The organism is Candidatus Phyllobacterium onerii (assembly GCF_028331445.1).
In the GTDB taxonomy this organism is placed as follows: domain Bacteria; phylum Pseudomonadota; class Alphaproteobacteria; order Rhizobiales; family Rhizobiaceae; genus Phyllobacterium; species Phyllobacterium onerii.
On the sequence record NZ_JAQMHX010000015.1, the window covers coordinates 1 to 21,284 of the forward strand.

The 21,284-nt window shown below is 55.9% G+C and carries 18 protein-coding genes, 1 tRNA gene and 1 pseudogene; 12 read left to right on the forward strand and 8 right to left on the reverse strand.

Annotated elements, in window-relative coordinates; genetic code table 11:
• The 4 genes and pseudogenes from PHA01_RS24330 to PHA01_RS24345 form a co-directional block, all read left to right on the forward strand.
• A partial coding sequence (locus tag PHA01_RS24330) for a sugar nucleotidyltransferase (RefSeq protein WP_271898873.1) occupies positions 1-487 on the forward strand: 487 nt, incomplete at its 5' end.
• A complete protein-coding gene (gene rfbC, locus PHA01_RS24335; protein ID WP_271898874.1) occupies positions 480-1,034 on the forward strand; it encodes a dTDP-4-dehydrorhamnose 3,5-epimerase in 555 nt (184 codons plus the stop codon). The genes PHA01_RS24330 and rfbC, both read left to right, overlap by 8 nt.
• A 3-nt stretch (positions 1,035-1,037) precedes the next feature.
• Positions 1,038-1,679, forward strand: a pseudogene (locus tag PHA01_RS24340) (SDR family oxidoreductase); the annotation flags it as partial.
• Between the two features lie 128 nt (positions 1,680-1,807).
• Positions 1,808-5,002, forward strand: coding sequence for an AAA family ATPase (locus PHA01_RS24345; protein WP_271898875.1), 3,195 nt, complete (start codon positions 1,808-1,810; stop codon positions 5,000-5,002).
• On the opposite strand, the gene PHA01_RS24350 is transcribed toward PHA01_RS24345, so the two are convergent.
• The 3 genes from PHA01_RS24350 to PHA01_RS24360 form a co-directional block, all read right to left on the reverse strand.
• Complete coding sequence (locus PHA01_RS24350; protein WP_271898876.1) at positions 4,991-6,724, reverse strand: hypothetical protein; 1,734 nt, start codon at positions 6,722-6,724, stop codon at positions 4,991-4,993. The two genes, PHA01_RS24345 and PHA01_RS24350, sit on opposite strands and share 12 nt — an antisense overlap.
• A 111-nt stretch (positions 6,725-6,835) precedes the next feature.
• The gene (locus PHA01_RS24355; protein ID WP_271898877.1) at positions 6,836-7,441 is read right to left on the reverse strand and encodes a nuclear transport factor 2 family protein; all 606 of its coding nucleotides are present in this window, start codon (positions 7,439-7,441) and stop codon (positions 6,836-6,838) included.
• A 16-nt stretch (positions 7,442-7,457) separates the two neighbouring features.
• Entirely contained in the window at positions 7,458-8,906 is a 1,449-nt protein-coding gene (locus PHA01_RS24360) for a gluzincin family metallopeptidase (protein ID WP_271898878.1), read from the reverse strand.
• A gap of 404 nt (positions 8,907-9,310) precedes the next feature.
• Between PHA01_RS24360 and PHA01_RS24365 the strand changes: the two genes are divergently transcribed.
• From PHA01_RS24365 to PHA01_RS24385, 5 genes are all read left to right on the forward strand, one after another.
• Positions 9,311-10,396 carry a hypothetical protein gene (locus PHA01_RS24365; protein ID WP_271898879.1) on the forward strand — a complete coding sequence of 362 codons (1,086 nt, stop codon included), beginning with the start codon at positions 9,311-9,313 and terminating at the stop codon, positions 10,394-10,396.
• A 264-nt stretch (positions 10,397-10,660) separates the two neighbouring features.
• Positions 10,661-11,236 (forward strand): PE-PGRS family protein, encoded by a 576-nt coding sequence (locus PHA01_RS24370; protein ID WP_271898880.1) that lies wholly within the window; start codon positions 10,661-10,663, stop codon positions 11,234-11,236.
• Positions 11,237-11,328: 92 nt separating this feature from the next.
• Positions 11,329-13,044 (forward strand): type I secretion system permease/ATPase, encoded by a 1,716-nt coding sequence (locus tag PHA01_RS24375; RefSeq protein ID WP_271898881.1) that lies wholly within the window; start codon positions 11,329-11,331, stop codon positions 13,042-13,044.
• 11 nt (positions 13,045-13,055) lie between these two features.
• On the forward strand, positions 13,056-14,492 hold the full coding sequence (locus tag PHA01_RS24380; protein ID WP_271898882.1) for an HlyD family type I secretion periplasmic adaptor subunit: 1,437 nt from the start codon (positions 13,056-13,058) through the stop codon (positions 14,490-14,492).
• Positions 14,493-14,594: 102 nt separating this feature from the next.
• Positions 14,595-14,876 carry a transposase gene (locus PHA01_RS24385; protein ID WP_114429814.1) on the forward strand — a complete coding sequence of 94 codons (282 nt, stop codon included), beginning with the start codon at positions 14,595-14,597 and terminating at the stop codon, positions 14,874-14,876.
• A 3-nt stretch (positions 14,877-14,879) separates the two neighbouring features.
• On the opposite strand, the gene PHA01_RS24390 is transcribed toward PHA01_RS24385, so the two are convergent.
• Positions 14,880-15,620 carry a response regulator transcription factor gene (locus PHA01_RS24390; protein WP_271898883.1) on the reverse strand — a complete coding sequence of 247 codons (741 nt, stop codon included), beginning with the start codon at positions 15,618-15,620 and terminating at the stop codon, positions 14,880-14,882.
• A gap of 263 nt (positions 15,621-15,883) precedes the next feature.
• Here PHA01_RS24390 and PHA01_RS24395 point away from each other — a divergent pair, with 263 nt between their 5' ends.
• Positions 15,884-16,159, forward strand: coding sequence for a DUF2277 domain-containing protein (locus PHA01_RS24395; RefSeq protein ID WP_271898884.1), 276 nt, complete (start codon positions 15,884-15,886; stop codon positions 16,157-16,159).
• Positions 16,160-16,494: 335 nt separating this feature from the next.
• On the opposite strand, the gene PHA01_RS29610 is transcribed toward PHA01_RS24395, so the two are convergent.
• Together PHA01_RS29610 and PHA01_RS24400 are read right to left on the reverse strand one after the other, a co-directional pair.
• A complete protein-coding gene (locus tag PHA01_RS29610) occupies positions 16,495-16,626 on the reverse strand; it encodes a hypothetical protein (protein WP_465248743.1) in 132 nt (43 codons plus the stop codon).
• 299 nt (positions 16,627-16,925) lie between these two features.
• Positions 16,926-17,888 carry an AraC family transcriptional regulator gene (locus tag PHA01_RS24400; RefSeq protein ID WP_271898951.1) on the reverse strand — a complete coding sequence of 321 codons (963 nt, stop codon included), beginning with the start codon at positions 17,886-17,888 and terminating at the stop codon, positions 16,926-16,928.
• Positions 17,889-18,100: 212 nt separating this feature from the next.
• Between PHA01_RS24400 and PHA01_RS24405 the strand changes: the two genes are divergently transcribed.
• Complete coding sequence (locus PHA01_RS24405) at positions 18,101-18,871, forward strand: alpha/beta hydrolase (protein WP_271898885.1); 771 nt, start codon at positions 18,101-18,103, stop codon at positions 18,869-18,871.
• Between the two features lie 191 nt (positions 18,872-19,062).
• On the opposite strand, the gene PHA01_RS24410 is transcribed toward PHA01_RS24405, so the two are convergent.
• Together PHA01_RS24410 and PHA01_RS24415 are read right to left on the reverse strand one after the other, a co-directional pair.
• Positions 19,063-19,138, reverse strand: a tRNA-Ala gene (locus tag PHA01_RS24410).
• Between the two features lie 161 nt (positions 19,139-19,299).
• Positions 19,300-19,683 (reverse strand): TIGR02300 family protein, encoded by a 384-nt coding sequence (locus tag PHA01_RS24415; protein WP_114429811.1) that lies wholly within the window; start codon positions 19,681-19,683, stop codon positions 19,300-19,302.
• Positions 19,684-19,925: 242 nt separating this feature from the next.
• Between PHA01_RS24415 and aroA the strand changes: the two genes are divergently transcribed.
• A complete protein-coding gene (gene aroA, locus PHA01_RS24420; protein WP_271898886.1) occupies positions 19,926-21,275 on the forward strand; it encodes a 3-phosphoshikimate 1-carboxyvinyltransferase in 1,350 nt (449 codons plus the stop codon).
• The last annotated feature ends 9 nt before the right edge of the window (positions 21,276-21,284 follow it).

Sequence of the window (21,284 nt, forward strand, 5' to 3'; positions counted from 1 at the left end):
TGCCTACCACGTCGAGGACCCGCAACGCTATGGCGTCGTCGAGTTCGACAAGGCCTCGGGGCGGGTGCTTTCCATCGAAGAAAAGCCGGTCAAACCGAAATCCAGCTGGGCTGTCACCGGCCTGTATTTCTATGACAATGAAGTCGTCGACATCGCGCGATCCATCAAGCCTTCCCACCGCGGCGAACTGGAGATTACCAGCGTCAACAATATCTATCTCGAGCGCGGCGATTTGCGGGTTCAGCGATTGGGACGCGGCTATGCCTGGCTCGATACGGGGACGCACGACAGTCTGCATGAGGCCTCTTCGTTCGTGCGCACCATCGAACACCGCCAAGGCATCAAGATCGCCTGCCCCGAGGAAATTGGCTTGGAGTGGGGCTGGCTGAATGCCGGGCAGGTTTTGGAGAGAGCCGCCAAAATGGGCAAGACCGAATATGCCGCTTATCTGCGCCGCCGCGCGGCGGAGGTCGGAAACGATGATTGAGATCAACCCTCTCGCCCTTGCCGGCGTGTTCGAGATCAAGCCGCCAAAATTCGGCGATGACAGGGGGTTCTTCTCCGAAACCTTTAACGCGCAAGCTTTGGCCAAAGCGGGGATCGATCTTGAATTCGTTCAGGACAACCACTCTCTTTCGGCTGCCAAGGGTGTGCTTCGCGGGTTGCATTACCAGTTACCGCCACGCGCGCAGGATAAACTGGTACGCGTGGTGAGCGGCTCGATACTCGATGTCGTTGTCGACATCCGGAGATCATCGCCGACTTTCAGGAAATGGCTTGCACTTGAGGTGTCCGCTACGAAATGGAACCAGATTCTTGTGCCAAAGGGCCTCGCACACGGGTTTCTGACCTTGGAGGAAAACACCGAGGTCATCTATAAGGTGACGGACTACTATTCACCCGAGCATGATCGCAGTATCCGTTTCGACGATCCTTCCATAGGTGTTGATTGGCCCTTCGAGGCTTCTGCAATCCAGCTGTCTGACAAGGACCGGAAGGCGCCCTTGCTCGATGGCGCCGATATTTTTCCCTGAGTTGGCGCGGGAAGTGTGGCGCAGGCTGCAGCAGCGATCGGCGTCCCAGTAATCCATCTCTCCACGGATTATGTGTTTTCTGGAGAGGGCGATAGGCCTTATACGGAAACCGATCCGACTGGACCGCGCGGCGTTTACGGCCAATCGAAACTCGCGGGTGAAATGACCGTCGCTGCCGCCAACCCTCGCCATCTGATCTTGCGGACAGCGTGGGTCTATAGCCCGTTCGGCAGGAACTTTGTGAAGACGATGCTCAAGCTGGCGGAAAGCCGCGACACCGTGTCGGTGGTTTCGGATCAATGGGGCAATCCCACATCAGCGCTCGATATAGCAGATGCTATTTTGCGCGTTGCCGACCGGCTGCGGACAGACCCGGCATTCGATGCTTTCGGCATCTATCATCTCGTGGGCAGCGGCGACACGAACTGGAGCTCGTTCGCCAGGGAAATCTTTGCGGCAAGCAGCAATAAAGGCGGTCCTCTTGCCGAGGTCAGGGACATTCTTACCGCTGAATATCCTACAAAAGCCGCTCGCCCGCTCAATTCCAGATTGTCGACGGACAAATTCTTTGACGTTTTCGATTGGCGTGCCCCAAAATGGAATATTTCCCTTGCGCAGGTGATGGACAAGTTGGTCTCTTCCTGAAAACTACTTCGGAATGATTAGTGCCGCGGCCCGAATGCTTTAGTCAGTAATTGAAAAGAATGGTATTCTTGTTGGCATTCGCGATGAGTCAAAGACCATCTTGATCCAAGGCCGTTCACGGGGGACCTATGGAGGATGTCAGGAAATGGTTGAACAAGCTGAAGCTTGATCACTTTGCCGATGCGTTCGCGGAATCTCAAGTCGACTTTGATAGTCTTCGCCTCCTTTCGGACAGTGACCTGCAGAGCATGCGGATCCCGCTCGGTCCCAGAAAAAAGATTCTCGCGGGTATCGCGCGATTGATCGAAGAAGGCCGTGGCGAGCTATCCCAAATTTCGGGCGAGCGCCGTCCATTGACCATTCTGTTTTGTGATCTGGTGGATTCAACCGAATATGCTGTTCTCCTGGATCCGGAGGATTTCAGCAAACTGACGCGAGACTATCTGCGGCAATGCAACAATGCGGTGAGAAGCCACAACGGCATTGCGGCCAACTACATTGGCGACGCCTTTCAGGCACTATTCGGCTATCCTATTGCTGAAGAAGACGACGCAGAGCATGCACTTGCTCTGGCCTTCGATATTCTGAGGCTGGTACCCGAGATTTCGGTAGCAGAAGGACCGCCTTTACGGGTCCGGATAGGAATAGCAAGTGGCCTAGTGGTTGTAGGGGATTTTCTAGGAGCGCCTGCAGGCGTGTCTACGGTCGCTTTAGGATCGATACCCAACTTGGCACAGCGGCTCCAGACAATGGCACAGCCGCAAACGATTTTGACGGATCAACAGACTCACAACAATGCCGCCGGCGCATTCGAATTCACCGATCTTGGCCAGCAAACTTTAAAGGGTTTTTCCAAGCAACTACACGTCTGGCGGGCCGAAAAAGAGCGAATTCTGGAGAACCGCTTCGCCAAACGAACTCAATTGACGGAACTTGTCGGCCGCCGCAACGAAATGTCCCAGGTGCTCGAACTCTGGCGAGAGGTGGTTGCAGAAAACCGCGGTCAGGCAGCGCTTGTTTCGGGTGAAGCCGGTATCGGCAAGTCACGGCTCATTTTCGAAGCTCAGCGCCGTATGCCGCAATGCACGTATTTGACGCTTCAGTGTTCGTCAGCATACTCCAACAGCGCTCTGTTCCCATTTCTCACATTGCTCAAACGCTATGCTGGAATTCATGGCGACAATCCCGCGCAGGGTCTGGAAAAACTCGAGGCAATTCTCGCTCTGAGCGACGTTCCCCTCGCTGAATCCCTGCCTATATTTGCGGGTTTGCTTTCCATCGACCAGCGGCGCTACCCACCTTCTGAACTGACGGCCCCACGGCAGCGCAGTGTTTCGCATCGGATAATCATCGACTGGCTCCATCACGTATCGCGTATCAACCGCGTCCTGTTGTCGATCGAGGATGAACAGTGGATCGACCCTTCTTCGAGCGATGTGCTTGAGGCGCTCTTGGAAGAGGTGGCATCGTTCCCGATGCTGATCCTCATCACAACGCGCGAGAATACACTTTGCAGGCCGTTGAAGGGCGAAAACTTGCGCAAGATCGCACTCAAGCGGCTAAGCGACTACGAAGCTCGTATGCTCGTCAGCAATGTTAGCGGCGGCACCCCCCTGCCGAGCGAAATTCAAACCTCAGTGCTGAACAGAGCCGAGGGTGTTCCTCTCTACGTCGAAGAATTGGCGCGGACAGTTCTGGAGACAGGCGGCCCACTCTTTCCTTCGGAGTCAGAGGTGCGGGAGCAGTCCGTCGGGGTCCCGAATTCGCTGCAATCTTCGCTGTTGTCGCGTCTCGACAAACTTGGCCCTGGCAAGATGATCGCTCAAACCGCCTCTGTCATTGGACGGGAGTTCGATCTCAAGTTGCTAAGCCGACTTAGCGGCTTGTCGGCCCGTTCATTAAATTCCGCGTTGCGCCACCTTGTCGAGTCGGGATTATTCGCACCCCAGCCAAACCGGAAGAGCTACATATTCACACATGCGCTGCTCCAGGAGGCCGCACACGACACTTTGTTGCGAGAACGTTGCCGCGAACTTCATGGCAAGGTTGCGGAGGCCATTCAGAAGATCTATCCCAAGTTGGCAGCAGAACACCCCGAGCTCTTGGCGCAACACTATTCCGAAGCAGACGAGTTGGAACGGGCAGCAGACTGCTGGCTTGCTGCAGGTCTGAATGTTGGCAAGACCTGGGCCAAAGTAGAAGCCGCAAACATGTTTGCACACGGCGTAGAATGTCTGCAGAAGCTTCCGGCTACGCTGGAGCGCAAAGGGAAGGAGTTGCGGCTCTGGCTGGAGATCGGCGACGTGCACTACGCGACATTTGGATATGTCACGCGCGAAGGTAGCGATGCTTACCGAAATGCCATGCGGTTGAGTGACGAGCTCGGTGATACGGAATCGCCTGTCCGGGCGCTCGACGGTCTCTTCGGTACGGCCTTCAATTCTGCGCACTTTGCCGATGCCGAATGGGCTAGTGACCGGTTGCTCGACATCGGCAGAAAACGCGATCATATCAAGGCCCGGGTATTGGGACTGCAGTTCAAGGGTATGAGCCTGTTTTCTCAGGGTAATCTCAAAGGTGCCCGTGATTATCTCGAACGTTCGCTTGGGTACGAAGCACATAAGGCCATAATCGGCAGCGACTTTCCGAGCATGCCGATGCTTTACCTCGCCTGGACATTGCATTTGCTCGGTGAACATCAAAGGTCAATTGACCTCTATAACGCTGCGGAACTCGATGCACGTCAGCAGTCGGCTTACAGACTTGCCGCCTGCCTTGGCAATGGCTGCATTCTGCTAGCACTGCGCAATGATGTCATCAAACTACGCGAGCTAACCAACGAGCTCATCCCTTTGGCAACGGAGAACGGATTTCAACTATGGCTGAATATGGGCTCGTTCTTCGAGGGCTGGGCCATGGTCCGCGCTGACCGCAACTTTGATGGCTTGGAAAAAATGCGGAAGACCTGCGATAACCTCGGCGATCAGGAGATCGACAAATCTTGCTATCTGGGGCTGCTGGCGGAATGCTATCTCCAGGCTCAGGCAATCGAAAAGGCATCTGACGCCGTTGACGAAGCACTGGATCTCGTGAGCAACACCAATGAAAACTATTTCACCGCGGAGCTGCTCCGGCTGAAAGGCGAAGTGCTGCGCAAGAAAAATGCGACCGGCTTTGCCGAAGCATTGTTTAAAAAAGCCATTGCTTTTGCGCGCAAACAAGGAGCTCGCTCGTGGGAGCAGAAGGCCACCCAAAGCCTGACGGAACTGAGGCGTTCGTTCGATAAAAAAATAAAGAATGATCGGCCTTCTTCAATCGCATGAGACGTCAGCATAGAGAAGATGGTCGGCCTGCGCATAGGTAATGCTGCTTTGATCGAAGCAAAATCTCTTGGGCATTATGCGGACGAGGTAACGGCGATTGCATTGGGCAGGCAAATCCAGCCTGAAGGCCCGCATAGCCTTTGACGGGACAGGATCGGTGAATTTCGAATGGCCGAAATAGGAAACGTTGCGGATCAGCGTGGCCGAACCCGATGTCCCCGTCTCGCCGTCTATGGCGATAAAATTTTTATCCGTCGCTTCCTCCAAACCAGGATAGTCCAGTGGCGACGGCGCTGCACCTGATGTCGGGATTTCCGTGGACTTGACCGCCACATTGAACCGCACGTCGTCTCTTTGCGGAATATTGCCGTAACTGTTCAGATAGCGCCAGTTCAGCCGAACTACCCGGTCCGCAATCACTTCTGCTTCCGGTGACCTTACAACGGCAATGGACAGGTCCTCAGGTTTCGAGTTATCGCCCTGCATCGCCGCTTCTGGCGCGGGACAGGACGTATAGAGCGGCGCGTAAGAGCACTCGGTTCCCCCTGCGCCCCACAGGCAATTGCTCAACACGCTCCAGTCGGAGGCGCTGATTTCGGGCGGTAGAGCCGACAATTCATTTCCATCGATCGGAACCATCCACGGATGGATTTTCCCGACGCCGGATCGGGATGCCCACTCCGTCCTATGCGCGTCTATTTCAAATAATTTTCGCCGCTCTGCCTGCAGCCGCAAGAACTGTGCCCTGTCAGGTTCTGAAATAACCGGATCCCTGGCCACTGCATCAGCCGAAAAGCGTTGCCCGGTGGTTTGTGTCGTCAGCGTGTGACACTCCGTACAGTTTCCGGTGGGATCGCGCACGGTCATGGCGCGTTCGAGATTGACCCGATGGGTGGCGGTATAGCCCGATCCCACGACGCGGAATGGTGTCGACCTGCCGCGCGGCGGCGCCGGGAGGAAATTGCCGAGGCTGAAGGAAGACGCTAACGAATCCTGCTTTCCTCCGAAATAGCCCACTCTCGCCTGCTGGATGTTGGGGTTGATGACGTAAGCGCTTTTGTTGTCGTGACACCCTGAGCACTCTACCTGAAACGTTGGATCATATAGGGCTTCTGCTTCGGCACGACCTTCGCTGTCCGTGTAGGAATGGCCGCCTGGTGGTACGAATTTTTGCGACCAGTCGAATTCGCTCTGGTCTTTCCTGCCATCAAAGAACACGATCTCTCCAGAGCGCCTGTTGAATCCGATAACGCCGAACAGCGCAAACTTCGGATTTGAACGCTGCCAGTAGGGGATGGGTTCTACTTCAAGGCTGGGGCTCGACTTGCGGCAGAGGAAAAGCCATTCCACATTGCCATTCTCGACACGGTTCAGCCTTGAGTTCAGGCCGCAATAGGTGGCGCTTCCGGTCAATGAAGGCTTGTCGCACTGTGCGACACCGCTCGTCCATTTGACTATCTTCCCGTCGATATAACGGTGTTCGAATTCCAGCGGATGGTTCGGCTTACCGGGGTTCGGTTTAAGATCGACACTGTTGCCGTCAATTTGCAGCGGTATCGTTTTTGCAGCACCGTCTGAGCAATCCCCGTCAGGGATCGGACCGAACACAGCGCGTGCCTCGTCCCCGAACCTGCTGACTACGTTGCCGCTCGCCGATGCTGGCTCCCAAAGAATAGTTCCATTCCATTTCTGCACAGTCTCGGCAAACGAACCCTCGTCCATGTCAACAGTTCTGGCTCCTGGCCAACTCGTGCTATGAGCCAAGGCGATAGCCGCGGCTCCAATGATGACGATTTGGCTAAAATACCTCACTGGGCGATTCTCAATCCGGCTTCATCGAGCTCGCAATTCGAGTTTCGGTCCATCCAGGATGAGGGTCATCTGTGAAAACTTCCAGATAGTTCCATCCGTCGTGAACACGCTTCGTAGTACGGCGGTGTAATCCAGCACCGGCGTTTCGATATCAGGGTGCTGAAGTGTTACTACGACCGTCGTTTTCGCTTGGATATTGCCTGCGCCAACGAAATTGAGAAGGGTGTTGCTTGCGATATGCCGCGTCTGTGTGCCTCTGAACGTAAGCTCATTAAAATAAGTCTTAAGATAGACCCCCAGCTGATCCTTTCCCGTCGTTTTCTGCAATTGATCTCCGACGGCATTGCACAACTCGTAAGTTACATTGTCCGCAAAGAGGCCCTCTAGTTGCATCATTTTGTGGTCGTCCAGAGCCCAGTGAAAGCGATGAATCAATTTCAGGATTTCTCTTTCATCGGTCGCCGGCGCGTCAGCCAAGTTCGGCGGCCAGACAATTCCCGGTCCGTTTTCGCAACCTACTGCAAACGATTCCCCGGTAGCCGCGAGGGTGAGCCAGAGACCGACACCGACCACCGAAGCCATCAATTTGGCGCGGCGATTAAAAAACTTCCTGCATGTATTTGACATTCCGACCTCCTGTTGATCATGCCCATGAGCAGGCGTGTTCGCTTCGGCAGCTGATTCTGATTCTTATCAACCGAAGCTGCTTGCCTACGCGTTTAAGGCGATGGGTCGTGCGCTCCAGAACACGCTCCTCGTTTTTCTTGCCGTCGTCATCATCGCGGTCAGCGTCAGTGTCGACGAGCCCCAGAGCAAAAAGTTCGGCCACGAAGAGAGTGGCTGCGGCCTCGGAATTCAAGGGCTCTATGGAATCGCCTTCACGCGTTGCGCTTCGTGCACTGGAATCCACCGCATCTGCTGGCATTTCAACGTACAAATCCTCGCCCAGTCCAAAACGTTCGGACGGCAGCGGACTGAACACCGGAGTGTAGGACTGATGCCCCGGTTTGATGTTAGCGGTGCGAGATCGCGTGGGGGCCCTCCTGGCCCCTGCATTGGGTCCAGTGGTCAGCATTTCCATTATGGCTGATGCCGATGCCAACGAGAGAATCAAGCGCCCGACAAATGCGGTGCAGAATACTGCAGGATATGCCGGATTTTTCGTTTCACTTGCCAAAACCATCTCGGCCGCAACCAGAGCATAGTAGCCGGTGTCAATCGGAGCAGATACCACTGCTGCCGCCATAATGTCCCTCATATCCATCGTAACATCGAGCAGTTCGGCCGGGGTGGGTGCCAAGCTATTGGCCGCATGGACCGTCAGCATGCCAGCCAATATTTCGAACAGCGCACCAGTGAAAATCCGTGAGAAGGAATGTCTTTCCGAGGAGAGCTGTGTGATATGAGCCCAGCCGGGCAAGAGATCGGGTCGGACATAGTAGAAAGAATTCCACGCATTGCGAAGGCAATTCGGATACGCCTCGGCGGGATCTTGCGCGTGGAGGCCCGCTCCAAATTGCTCCGCAATCCGCGAGAGTTTGGAATCGCGATATAGATTGGGACCCGTGTACGTAAGGATCGAACGTCGCATCGTTGGGATTTGAAGGGCACACAGTATGGCGCTCACATCGCCGAACGATTCGTGAAAGGCATCGACTTCTTTGTAGACCGTGTGCCAAAGCCGGTCCTGAATCGCATCCAGCATGGCGTGACCCAGTTCGTGGCAAAGCATGTCGCCGCTGGCCGCTGCATAAATGTTCACTCCAGACGACAATACGCCGTGGAAGAAATTGAGTGCCAGCCTCTCGTAGTTAGCGTCCCATCGGGGACCGACGTCCAGTCTTACTTCGAGCTCTGTACCGCAATACCATGCGGGCCTTGCCGTGACTTTGGGACCCCAAAAATCGGCGCCTCGGCGCAAAGCTTCAGCAGCGATCCAGTACCTGAATTCTTCTGTAGTCGTATCCAGGCTCGGGAGCAGCGCAGGCAGTGGAAATCCAAATTTGAACGGCGGTTTTTTGATATCGGGCTGGTCGGCAATTGCGAACCCGCCTGCACCAGGGTCGTTCTCCCAAATCAGAATTATGGCCATAACACATCCCCATATGATCGAGCCTGCGCCAGTGAGGCACAGTGTATTGTTCGAAGTTCGGGCGGTCATTCACACTTGATAATGCAGAAACAACATGCGAGCACTGCTATAATATAAAAACGATGAGCTATAAAAAATGCGTCCCCCGGGCAGATTTCATTGTATTGATTGCCCGATTGCACAACCATATCTCCCCCATAAGGTAAGTCGATTGATTGTTCACTTACCCTGTATGATATAGCAATCTTGAACAACTATGAATACATAGAACGACTTAGTCTGATTACCGCCCATCCCCCGCCCAAATGGATATAGCCGAATTGCAGGCTCTTCTTTTTCTTCATCTGACTTCACAATAGGTCGAAGAATGGACGCAAGTTTTGCGGACTGAATGGAGAGACGCAATGCCGGAAACTCGCCCTATGTCGGAAGAAGCACCCAACCCGAACGTGAGCCAAAGTGCGATCTCTGGTTCCGCATCCGGCCACCTGGCTTTGGTGCCAACATGGCTGCCGTTCGATGTCGCCGGCGGCCCATCCTATTCAGCCGGCGCTGGAGGCGACGGAATAGCCATGGGTGTCATCAGCAGCACTCCGCTCGCTGTCTTCACTCCATCCAACACGGCAATTGCAGGCCCCAATTCAGCAGTGGAAGCGCACCAAGGTAATGACGCCTTGATCAATCAACACTCCACGGAAATAGCTGGCATGGGCGGAAACGGTGGAAACGGCAATCTCGCCCTCGGTGGCGGTGACAACAGCATTCACAATGCCGGAAGCGGAGGCAATGGTTTCTTCGCTGGTGGTATTGTCAGCGCCGATGTAGGCGTCTTTGCCCCCGTCAATGCCGCCGTCGCGGGTGGCAGTGGTTCTTCAGCGATTGCGCATCAAACAAATAACGCCGTCATGCTGCAAGGCGCCACCCAGATTGGCGGGGTGGGCGGTTCCGGCGGGGATCACAACGGGGCAATCGACACTACTCCCGGAGGCGTTGGAACACATGTGTACACCGGTGATATGTTTGCGGGCCACGGTGGCAACGGCTATTTCATGGGTAGTATGATTGACGTGAATGTCGCGATCTTTTCGCCAATCAATATTGCCGTTGGCGCGGCAGGTGGCTCCGCTGAGGCGCACCAGACCAACAATGCGGTCTTTGATCAGGGCGGGGTCCAGATCGCAGGTATAGGCGGCGATGGCGGCGGATTCAATTTGAGTTCCGATACGATATTTACCGGCAGCAACAGTGGCGGCGGGGGTGGCTCAGGCTACTCGAACGGCAGTTTTGTCGACGTTAACATCGGATATTTCCATCCGATCAATATCGCCGTACCTGCAGGCGGCACGGCCGATGCGCAGCAGATCGATCATGTGCTCTACGATCAGCACGCATTGCAAATGGCAGGCATAGGCGGCCATGGCGGAGACGGCAACCTTGCCGACAACCACTCCGCGCTCGTGGATGATATCCTTTCGTTCCTGCATACCTAGCATCACCTCGATACTCAAATAGACCCCCTCGTCGTCGGCGGCTTTCCGCGCGCCTTGGCGCGACCACATGTAACCATTTTGCTGTTCATCCAATACACCCTCCCATGAAGTACACACCCCACCCAAACGAACGTCCCCGAATATCCAGCTAGTCCGCAGGCCAAATCGCGAGCACTCTTTCACGGCGGTTATTCTGCCTGACGATGACGTCGCGGGTACCTGGCCGTGGGAGAAACACGGAAAACTTAAGTAAGGAGTAAGATTATGCCTATTCCACAATTGTCTGACACGATCCAGCTCAACCATTCCGATGCAGGCGACGCGAGCGCCGGTAATGGCGGCGAAGGATACAACTACGGTAACATCCACTACGATCCCACCGCATATGTTTCCAATACACAGACAGTGTATGGAGCAGATACTGATTTGCACAATGGCGATCACGTTTGGCAAGACGCAGGTTGGAGTGCTGGCTCAGCCGGGAATGGCGGCGAAGCCGAAGCAGAGAATGGCTTCCTGGCCAACATCACCAACAACGGCTCGGGCGGCCCGGGTGGCGACGCCAATTCCAATGGCAGTCAGGGAAACTCAAGCGGCGGCGATATCGCAGCGGTTTCTGCAGCTACGACTGCACAGCAGAATACTCAATTCTTCGCAGATCAGCATGCCACTATTCTAGCCGGCGTCGGCGGCAATGGCGGTAACGGCAATCTGGCACAGGGCGGCGATATCTCGGCAGCAGTGGTTCACTCGGATCCCGAAACCACGACCGTCAACAATGCTCTCGACCATTTCATCAATGCCTTCGGGTCGATCGATCTGCACGATCTGGGCTCATAAAATCAATTTGTCAGGATCGCCGGTTGCAACCGGCGATCCTTAAATCCGGACAGCGAGACCAGATGGCTGTCCTTTCAGTGAGCACCCTGACCATGACAACGAGTCTCGTACAATCGCAGCGTCAACCGACGCATCTGGTCGTAGCACTTCGTGCTTGCGCCGGAGCTTTCGGCCTGGTTTTCATCTATAGCTGCGGTTACAACCTCTTTCTGCTCGCACCGTCCATCTATCTTCTGCAGATATATGACCGCGTTTTGTCCAGCCGCAGCACCGACACGCTGCTGATGTTGACGCTCATCATAGCGGTCGCTGTCGTAGTCGGATCCGTGCTTGATATCGTACGACGTGCAGCTCTTTCGCGCATTGGAAGCTGGTTCGACCATCGCTTGCGGCCCTGCGTCCTTACTGCATCATTCGAGTACGCGGCAAGAGCCGATACGGGCGTGGCTACCGATTGCTACCGGGACCTCGCCTCTCTGCGCCAATTTCTCGATTCGCCCGCAAGCGCGCTGCTTTTCGATGTGCCTTGGGCGCCAGTTTTCCTGCTGCTGCTTTTCCTCGTCCATCCTTTGCTCGGAGCAATCGGTGTGTTGAGCGCGATCGCACTGTTATTACTGGCGCTGCTTACGGAAGTCGCCACGCGTGAACCACTCACCCATGCGAATGTTGCGCTAGCAAGGAGCTACGCCCGGTTTGCAACAGCGCTCAAATATATCCAGGTCATCCGGGCGATGGGCATGCAGGATGGTGCAGCGCAGATCGTCTATCGCGATGCGGAAGTTGCAAGAAAAGCGCAAGATAGCGCCATGCACCGGACCGAGATAATTCTTGGTTTCTCGAAGTCCATTCGCACCTTGACCCAAATACTCGTGATGGGTGCTGCGACGTGGCTGGTCCTGGCCGAAAACAGCAGCCCCGGCATCATTTTCGTCGCCAGCCTTTTGCTCGGCCGCGGCCTCGCTCCAGTTGAAGGCGCAATCGGTGCCTGGCGCTCCTTTGCCTATGCCCGCAACGCCTTCAATCGTCTCAACAGAATGCTTATCGCTGTTGCTTCGGACACCGATGCTCGCATGGTGCCGGTCCCCGAGCCCAGCGGGCTTATCCTTGACAATGTCGGTTATGCATTGCCCTTTTCCGGCCGGCCACTATTGGGCGGAGTCAAGCTTCGGCTCGCCCCCGGGGACTGCGTGGCGCTGATTGGCGCTTCTGGATCCGGCAAGTCGACACTTGGCCGCATTATCGCGGGCGTCCTCCAACCCACGAGCGGATGCGCACTTCTTGGCGGCGTCGACATATCCGCCTTGCGTCTTTGTGGAGGAACACATCACATCGGATATCTGCCGCAGGACATCGAGCTGTTCGGCGGCGCCATCAAGGATGTGATCGGTCGGCTCGATGGCTCGGGTCCTGGCAAGGCAATCGAAGCGGCGAAACTCGTTGGTCTGCACGATGCGATCATGCGGCTGCCGCAAGGCTACGAGACCGACGTCGGCGAAGGCGGCAACTTGTTGCTGCGGGCTCAGCGCCAGCAGCTCGGTCTCGCCAGAGCGGTTTACGGCTACCCATCGCTGGTTGTGCTCGACGATCCAAATTCGAGCCTCGACTATGACGGCGAGCGGGTATTGTTCAATGCGATCGAACGTATGAAAGCAAGGGGAATGACGGTGGTGGTCATCACCCACCGGATGGGGATCCTACCAGTCACCAACAAGATTGCAATCATGCGCAACGGGACCGTCGATGCCTTTGGAGATAGCGACGAAATTTACGACACCTATCTTCAACCGCCGTCGCAGACAGGGACATAAGGATGCTAGCCATGGCCCTCGTTCAATTCGGCATTCCGGAGAAATTTACAGGCGCTTTGACCACAATTCGGCACGCCGTCGAAACGTCAGGAATCAGAAAACGATTTTTGACCTATGCCCCGACACCAAACACCTCGACAGCCTTGGCACCCGTGTCCCCCATGCCGAGGCTCCGCAAGGTCGCCTTGGTTGGCAACCTTTTGATTTGCACCTTCATCCTTGGTTTCGGCACCTGGTCTGTCTTTGCGCCTTTGAAGAGTGCTGCTATCGCCTCGGGTGTGGTTGAACCCGAATCGAGCCGTAAAACGATCCAGCATTTCGAAGGTGGTATTGTCCGGCAAATTCTCGTCAAGAATGGCGATGCAGTCAAAGCCGGACAGACCCTGATTCAGCTTGAAGATACAAAATCTCGTTCCGAGCGTGACGCCTTGCAGGGGCAGCTCTGGGATGCCGAGGCAAACCATGCGCGCCTGACTGCCGAGCGAACAAGCAGTAGTAACGTTGTTTATCCCGCGGATCTCGAGTCCATCAGGGCCACGAATCCCGCAGTTGATAGCATCCTGACAGGCCAGCAGCGCATTTTCGCGACGCGCAGGCTGGTTATGCGATCCGAGATCGCAATCACCCAGAGCAAAATGGAGCAAGTACAACAGGAGATCGCGGGCCTTACGGCGCAAAAGGCTGGACTGACACAAAGGGCGGAGATCGCCCGGCAGGAGCTTGCCGCTGTTACGCCGCTTGTCGCAAAGGGCATCGAGAAAAAGAGCCGGCTTCTCAATCTTGGGCGCGAAAAAGCCGACATAGATGGTCAGCTCGGCGAGGTGATTGCGCAGATTTCGCGAGCCTATCAGGTGATAGGCGAGAGTCAGGCATACCTCGTCAAAATTGAGAACGACCGATTGAACGAGGTGGCGCAGGGTTTGCGCGACGCGGAAAGCCAGATAATGCAGCTGAGTGAAAGACTTCGGGCGATCGATGATCAACTCTCAAGGACACAAATCAAGGCCCCGGAAGATGGCGTGATCATGGATCTGCGCATCCATACGACGGGCGGCGTCATCGGTGCTGGCGAACCGCTAGTGGATCTGGTCCCGCGTGAAGGACGGCTTATCATCACCGCGCATGTCCGTCCTGAAGATATCAACCTCGTGCATTCCGGGCTGTCCGCACAGGTTCACCTCCTCCCATACAATCAACGTCGTGTCCCGCTGCTCAAAGGCCTCGTCGAATATGTTTCCGCGGACCGTCTTGTCGACAAGGCGACCGGTCTACCCTACTACGCGGCGACAATCCGAGTGACGGATGAGCGGCTGCCAAAGATGAAAAATGTTGGTTTGGTCCCCGGAATGCCGGCCCAGACCTTGATTGAAACGGGAGAAAGCACTGTGGCCTTCTATGCGGTCCGTCCGCTCATAGACAGTTTCAACAGGGCGTTCCGCGAGGATTGAGCAGGAATTTGATCGGTCGATGGTCGGTGAAGCCAGTACGGCATTCCATCAAGCTCCGTGCTTCTAGGTCGTGAACTCATACTGTCGGAGGGAGGCGATGCGATGAGTAAAAGAAAATTCAATGATGACGAGGTTATGAACATTCTCAAGGCACATCGCAGCGGAATGAGCGTGGCGCAGTTATGCCGCGAACACGGTATCAGCGAGCCCACATTCTACCGGTGGCAATCCTTGCAACTCAGAAACGCCGGCTTTGACGTAAAGAGGCTCAAGGCCCTGGAAGATGAGAACCAGAAGCTTAAGAAGCTGTTGGCCGAAGCTATGCTGGCGGCAGCGACACTCAGTGAGATGCTTGCCAATACTCCATCAAGGGGAAATGCCTAGGGCTCACGAGGCGGTGTATTCATGATCCGTGGATGGTGCCTGACCCAACCGCGCGACCACTTCAGTCCGATTCTGGACGTTGAGTTTGCGCATGATGTGCTGCAAGTGCATCTTCACGGTGTTGCCCGACAGATTGAGCTTTCCCGCAATCACCTTGTTCGGGTGACCGCGCTGCAATTCCGCAAGGACGTCCGCCTCGCGGGGCGTAAAGTCCGCAACGCTTAGGTAACGTGCATGTCCATTACCGTTTGTCCGGTTCTCGCGGGGAGGAGGTCTGTCGCTCTTTGGCATCTCGGTAGCAAATGTGCCGAGCGGATTTGGACAAAATATGCCGCCTGCAAGAACCAGCCGTATCCCGGCAATCGCTATTTCAATGGGCAGCGACGTCGTGAAATACCCGCGAACTCCCATCGCCAGCGCATGTGAGGCCATAGCCGAATCGTCCGTGCTGGACAAAAGTGCGATCGCAGCTTCGGGAAAGAGCTCGTATATTGCCGCAAGGTCATTGTGCAAGCTGGAGCTTTCGACGTTTCTTCCCGCCACATCCAGCGCAACCAGACGCACATCCATGCCAATGGCGCTATCGAGGTTCTCGATGCCCATCATGTCGATAAAATCCCAACCCGCAAGTTCGTGCGCAAGGAGTCTTACGATAGTCGTCCGTGCAAGCGTGTGTTGATCTATGATGATAACGGCAGGAACTTGACGCACCCGACGGCGTTTTGTTTCATAATTATTGGACACTGCTCCCCCATTCTCCCCGTCTCTGCAGAGTTTGAATGCAAATGCCACATTTACATATTATATCTCTTTACCCGTCCTGTCGTGATAAAATTGGAAAAGTACTACCAATTAGTTAGGGGCTCCTGAGGAATGACCCTGATCGTACTACCGAAGGATTTAACTCATCGGCCGCTGATATGATGGAGTAAGACTCGACCAGCGGACAGGAGGAACGACATCAGTGGCCTTGCCACGTCGCAGGAATCGACATTGAGGAGACCATTATGTGCCGCAATATAAAAACGCTGTTTAACTTCGACCCGCCTGCAACCAAGGATGAGATCGACGCTTCTGCTCTTCAATTTGTGCGCAAGCTGTCTGGTTTCAACAAACCTTCGCAAGCCAACGCCGCAGCTTTCGATCGAGCCGTCAAGGAAGTATCGGATGCTGCACGGCGGCTGCTGGCCTCCCTTCATACGCAAGCGCCAACACGTGACCGCACGATCGAAGCCGAGAAGGCGCGCGAGCGCTCAAGAGCACGGTTCGCGCAGGCTGGGTAGGGCAATGTCCTACCCAGCCTGCAACTAAGTAGCAGGCAGCACTACCATGGTATTTGTGCCATTGAGCGGCTTATGACTTAGTGCTTGCTGTGGCCCGAGCTTACCCCGTTAGAGCCTGTCCAATCGGGGTGATAGGGTTGCCACTGGGTGGCGCCGCTGCTGTCAAGACATCCCGCAAGCATCGAGCTTGAAAATGCCATCGCGGCCAGTACAAACATAGTCTTGATCGACATCGCATTTCTCCTCCACGATGTTCTTTGGCACAATTGTGCGCCTTATTACACATGGGTTCGATATTGCGTGTTACGAATCAGATCGTCGTGAGCCGTATGTGATCATCTGGACACCGTGTGCCCCACCGCGGCACCTATTGCAGTGCCGACAACAATCCCCATCGAGATGCTGTCAAACATCGCGTTTCCAAGCATTGCGCCGATGCCAATACCAAGAGCTATTCCGAGAGCCATACCCAAGGCTCGCCTGGCGTTGTGACGACAATTGGGCAACTGCCCGTAAACCGAACAGCGAAGATGTTCCCGCCGCTTGGGAGCTGTGCTGCTGGAGGAATTGGGCGCAGGTCGCCGACGGCTTCACGCTGGTCAATAACGGTCTCGTGCTGGGCGGGGACGGCCAAGGCGTACGTGGAGGCAGCGGTGTCTTCTTGATCGCCAGCCCTGCGACGGTTGCCAGCACATTGATCAATACGGGCACTATTCGACTTTACGCCGATGATGACAACACTTCATGGATATTAGCTTGGCCGAGGTCAATCGGGGAGTTCTCCTTTGAGTACATCCCCTTGCCTTCGGCCACCGTCAGACCGGAGAACTGCTCTGTAGCGGCCAGGCGATAGGCCATGATGTCGATGAAAGAGCTTGGAAAACGCAGTCGCGGTCTCGTAGCCGACACGGGTCGCAATCCGTGCAATCCCCTCGTCACTTGTTTCGAGTAGAAACGCAGCCTCCGACATTCGGCGTGCGATCAAATAGCGGTACATGGACTCGCCAACAAGCTTGGTGAAGCGAGCCGAAAACGCCGAACGACCAAGCCCCACGCTGTGTCCGAGGTCGCCAAGGGTCCAGGGCCTATCCGGGCGATCGTGAATCAACTGAAGGGCTGGTCCTATGTGCGGGTCCGCCATCGCTCCCAACCACCCGCCTTCTCCTGGACCGAGAGATTTGATCCAGCTTCGCAACACCTCGACGAAGAGCACTTCTGTCAGTCGTGAGAGTGCGACGCCTTGACCGGGGCGCTCAAGCGCCGCCTCGCTCACCATGCGTTGCAGGATCGCCTCGAGCCATCCACCGTCCGCCATGGGCTTCAGGAGAAGCACGGGCGGAAGTAGTTCCAACACGCTACCGCGGGAGGGCCGCGCCACAGTGAAATTGCCACAGATCATCGTCGAGAGCGGCTGCGCGCAGCCTCCGTGACGAACGATGCCAAGACGTCCGGCCAATCTATCGAGGTCCCGAATCGGTAGCGGCTTCGTCTGGCGGTCTGAATAAATCACGTGGGGCTCGCCGCGTGTCACTACAACAAAGTCGCCCTCGGTCAAGCGGAGCTCTCGCCCCTGTTCAAGCGCGAGGGTAGCTGAGCCACGGCTGAGATAATGGAAAAGGGCGTAGGGGCGCGCTGGTAGTGCCAGGTTCCATGGATGGCCGAGCTCGAAGTGGAAGAGCAGAGACCCGCTAAGGCGGACGCGATCAAGCACTTGGGCGAGGATGTCCATCATCCCGACATTACACGAATGGACGTTCGGACACAATATTCGGACGATCGAGGCCTAACGTCCGAGAACTCCATGACCTATTTCATCTAAAGGCGAGCCAATAGGCCGCGGCAAACCATTTTTGCAAACAACAGATGGAAAAGCCCCGACCTTGCCGGCGCCTGCCCTTCCCCCCGGACCCGCGTCGTCCATCATCTTTACAGGAGCAATGAATGCGCAATCTTCTACTCTCAGTCGCCACCATCCTCATGGCCGGAGCAGCATTTGCTGCCCCCGCCAAATCGGCTCAACTGCCCAAGGGGGCGGCACACAATATCGTGCTCGTCCATGGCGCATTCGTCGACCAAACCAGCTGGAAGCCGGTTGCCGATATTCTCAAGAAGAAGGGCTACAACGTAACGATTGTCGAAAACCGGCTCACCTCCCTCGCAGCGGACGTCGATGAAACGAAACAGGCGCTCGCGAAACAGAACGGCAAGACCGTCCTCGTTGGCCACTCCTGGGGGGGCGTCGTCATCACGCAAGCAGGTGACGATCCGAAAGTCTCGGCCCTAGTCTACGTCTCCGCATTCGCGCCCGACGTGGGGCAATCTTTGGCGATCTTAGCCAAGAGCGGCCCGGCAACCGAAGGCGCCGCGGCCATTCATCCCGACGAAAAGGGCAACCTCTACATCGATCCCAAAGTATTTCCTTCGGCAGTCGCGGCTGACCTTCCTTCGGAGATCGCCGTATCCTTGGCAAACCATCAGCTCCCGTTGAACCACACAGCGTTCGAGGCTCCTGTCGATACGGCAGCTTGGCACGACAAGCCGACGTTCTACGTGGTCAGCACGAAGGACAAGGTAATCGCACCGGAGACCCAGAAAATGTTTGCAGCCAGAATGCATGCTCACACGACGGAAGTCGCAGGCAGCCATGCCTCCCTCGTCGTTCATGCGAAGGATGTCGCCGCGGTAATTGAAAAGGCCGCGCTCGTGCAGTAACACGAACGAAAACCAGAAGCAGGCGTATATGAAGGCGCTGAACGAAGCGTTGGATAGAGTCGAAGATCGTTACAAGACGAAGATTCGACTCAAGAAAAACGAACTGAGCAAAGCCCTTCGCGCCTGCTGCTTGGAACAGCGCGTTGGAGATTCGAAGGGATATGCAATTCTGTAAGTGACTGAAAAGATTATGGTGGAGCCAAGCGGGATCGAACCGCTGACCTCTTGCATGCCATGCAAGCGCTCTCCCAGCTGAGCTATGGCCCCATTCAAAATGGCCGTTTAGGCCACCGGATGATCCGGTAAACTGTCGAGCAAGGTCTGGAGCCTTGCCTCTTGCTTTCGCAAAGATGGCGGTACTTATCGCCCGCCGCCCGGAAGATCAAGTCCTGTTCACCGGATATTTTCGGTGAACAGGATAATCAAAATCAATTCTCGTCGTCGTCGCCGATGCCGCCACCAAGAATATCGGTGACATCGTCATCCTCATCTTCTTCGTCGGTCGCGAGGAACGTGTCGTCATCGTCGGCGTCCTCGACCTCGACATCGTCATCACCGATATCCGGAACGTCGTCGCCTTCGGCGTCCGCTTCTTCAAGCGCAACGAATTCCGGCTTCTCGAGAGCAACATCGAGTTCTTCCGTCTCGACCTCTTCCTCTTCTTCGCGCGCGGACGAAGCGGTGGAATCGAAATAGCTGAGCGGATAGCTCTTGCCCGTATAGGGCGAGACGATCGGATCGCGATTCAGATCGTAAAATTTCTGCCCGGTCTCCGGGTCAACTCGCTTGGTGCCAAGTTTTGGATTCGCCACGTTTTGCCTCGTCTTGCTGCGCTCGCCTGCGACCGGCTGGTATCAGACCCTATTGGCCCCAACCGTTCATGCCGATACTCATCAAAAATGAATTTGCGGTCCATAAACGCAATTCGACGCATTTGTCAAAGCGAAAAAAGCTTGTGTCAATCATTGAATTTGCAAGATGACCGTACTGGCAAGCTGTGTTAGTAGGATGCCCGCATCCCAATGACCTTCTTTTATCGCGATTGATCCTCCCCATGTCCCATTCCGCGCCGCCAAAACCCGCCACTGCCCGCCGCTCACAGGCTCTCTCCGGCGATATCCGTATTCCCGGCGACAAATCGATTTCACACCGCTCCTTCATGTTTGGCGGGCTCGCTTCCGGCGAAACACGCATCACCGGCCTGCTCGAGGGCGAGGACGTTATCAATACGGGCCGTGCCATGCAGGCGATGGGCGCGAAAATCGCCAAGGAAGACGATGTCTGGGTCATTCAGGGAACCGGCAATGGCTGCCTGCTTGCGCCGGAAGCGCCGCTCGATTTCGGTAATGCCGGCACCGGTGCGCGCCTGACCATGGGGTTGGTTGGCACATATGCCATGGAGACCACCTTCGTGGGCGATGCTTCATTGTCGAAGCGGCCGATGGGCCGCGTGCTCAATCCCTTGCGTGAAATGGGAGTGCAGGTGTCTGCCGCGGAAGGCGACCGTATGCCGCTGACGCTACGCGGTCCGAAGGTCGCAGCGCCGATTACCTATCGCGTGCCGATGGCCTCAGCACAGGTGAAATCCGCCGTGCTGCTCGCCGGGCTCAATACGCCCGGCATTACAACGGTCGTCGAACCGGTCATGACGCGCGATCATACGGAAAAGATGCTGCAAGGGTTCGGCGCCAACCTTTCCGTAGAGACCGACAGGGATAATGTGCGCCATATCCGCATCGAGGGTCAGGGCAAGCTGACCGGCCAGACCATCGACGTACCGGGTGATCCGTCGTCCACGGCTTTTCCGCTGGTTGCGGCCATCATCGTTCCGGGCTCAGATATCACCATTCGCAATGTGTTGATGAACCCGACACGCACCGGCCTTATCCTGACGCTGCAGGAGATGGGTGCTCGTATAGAGATCCTCAATGCGCGCCTCGCAGGCGGCGAGGATGTCGCGGATTTGCGCGTTCACGCCTCCGAACTCAAGGGCGTCCATGTGCCCGCGAGCCGCGCGCCATCGATGATTGACGAATATCCCGTCCTTGCAGTCGCGGCCTGCTTTGCCACTGGCGAGACGGTGATGAACGGCCTCGAAGAGCTGCGCGTGAAGGAATCCGATCGGCTTTCTGCTGTTGCCAACGGGCTCAAGGCCAATGGCGCCGACTGCACCGAAGGTCATGACATTTTGACCGTTCGCGGCCGTCCGGATGGCAAGGGCCTTGGCGGCGGCAGCGTCGAAACCCATCTCGACCATCGCATCGCAATGAGCTTTCTTGTCCTCGGCCTCGCCGCCGAAAAGCCCGTCACAATCGACGATTCGACCATGATCGTTACCAGTTTCCCGGAATTCATGGACATGATGAAGGGAATGGGTGCGGAGATTTCCGAACTCGAAATCTGAAAACGAGCA

Bases quoted from the DNA above. Each gene is read 5' to 3' on its own strand.
- rfbC (WP_271898874.1), top strand. From the start codon at position 480: ATGATTGAGATCAACCCTCTCGCCCTTGCCGGCGTGTTCGAGATCAAG.
- PHA01_RS24345 (WP_271898875.1), top strand. From the start codon at position 1,808: ATGGAGGATGTCAGGAAATGGTTGAACAAGCTGAAGCTTGATCACTTT.
- PHA01_RS24350 (WP_271898876.1), bottom strand. From the start codon at position 6,724: ATGGACGAGGGTTCGTTTGCCGAGACTGTGCAGAAATGGAATGGAACT.
- PHA01_RS24355 (WP_271898877.1), bottom strand. From the start codon at position 7,441: ATGTCAAATACATGCAGGAAGTTTTTTAATCGCCGCGCCAAATTGATG.
- PHA01_RS24360 (WP_271898878.1), bottom strand. From the start codon at position 8,906: ATGGCCATAATTCTGATTTGGGAGAACGACCCTGGTGCAGGCGGGTTC.
- PHA01_RS24365 (WP_271898879.1), top strand. From the start codon at position 9,311: ATGCCGGAAACTCGCCCTATGTCGGAAGAAGCACCCAACCCGAACGTG.
- PHA01_RS24370 (WP_271898880.1), top strand. From the start codon at position 10,661: ATGCCTATTCCACAATTGTCTGACACGATCCAGCTCAACCATTCCGAT.
- PHA01_RS24375 (WP_271898881.1), top strand. From the start codon at position 11,329: ATGACAACGAGTCTCGTACAATCGCAGCGTCAACCGACGCATCTGGTC.
- PHA01_RS24380 (WP_271898882.1), top strand. From the start codon at position 13,056: ATGGCCCTCGTTCAATTCGGCATTCCGGAGAAATTTACAGGCGCTTTG.
- PHA01_RS24385 (WP_114429814.1), top strand. From the start codon at position 14,595: ATGAGTAAAAGAAAATTCAATGATGACGAGGTTATGAACATTCTCAAG.
- PHA01_RS24395 (WP_271898884.1), top strand. From the start codon at position 15,884: ATGTGCCGCAATATAAAAACGCTGTTTAACTTCGACCCGCCTGCAACC.
- PHA01_RS29610 (WP_465248743.1), bottom strand. From the start codon at position 16,626: ATGGCTCTCGGAATAGCTCTTGGTATTGGCATCGGCGCAATGCTTGGA.
- PHA01_RS24400 (WP_271898951.1), bottom strand. From the start codon at position 17,888: ATGGACATCCTCGCCCAAGTGCTTGATCGCGTCCGCCTTAGCGGGTCT.
- PHA01_RS24405 (WP_271898885.1), top strand. From the start codon at position 18,101: ATGCGCAATCTTCTACTCTCAGTCGCCACCATCCTCATGGCCGGAGCA.
- aroA (WP_271898886.1), top strand. From the start codon at position 19,926: ATGTCCCATTCCGCGCCGCCAAAACCCGCCACTGCCCGCCGCTCACAG.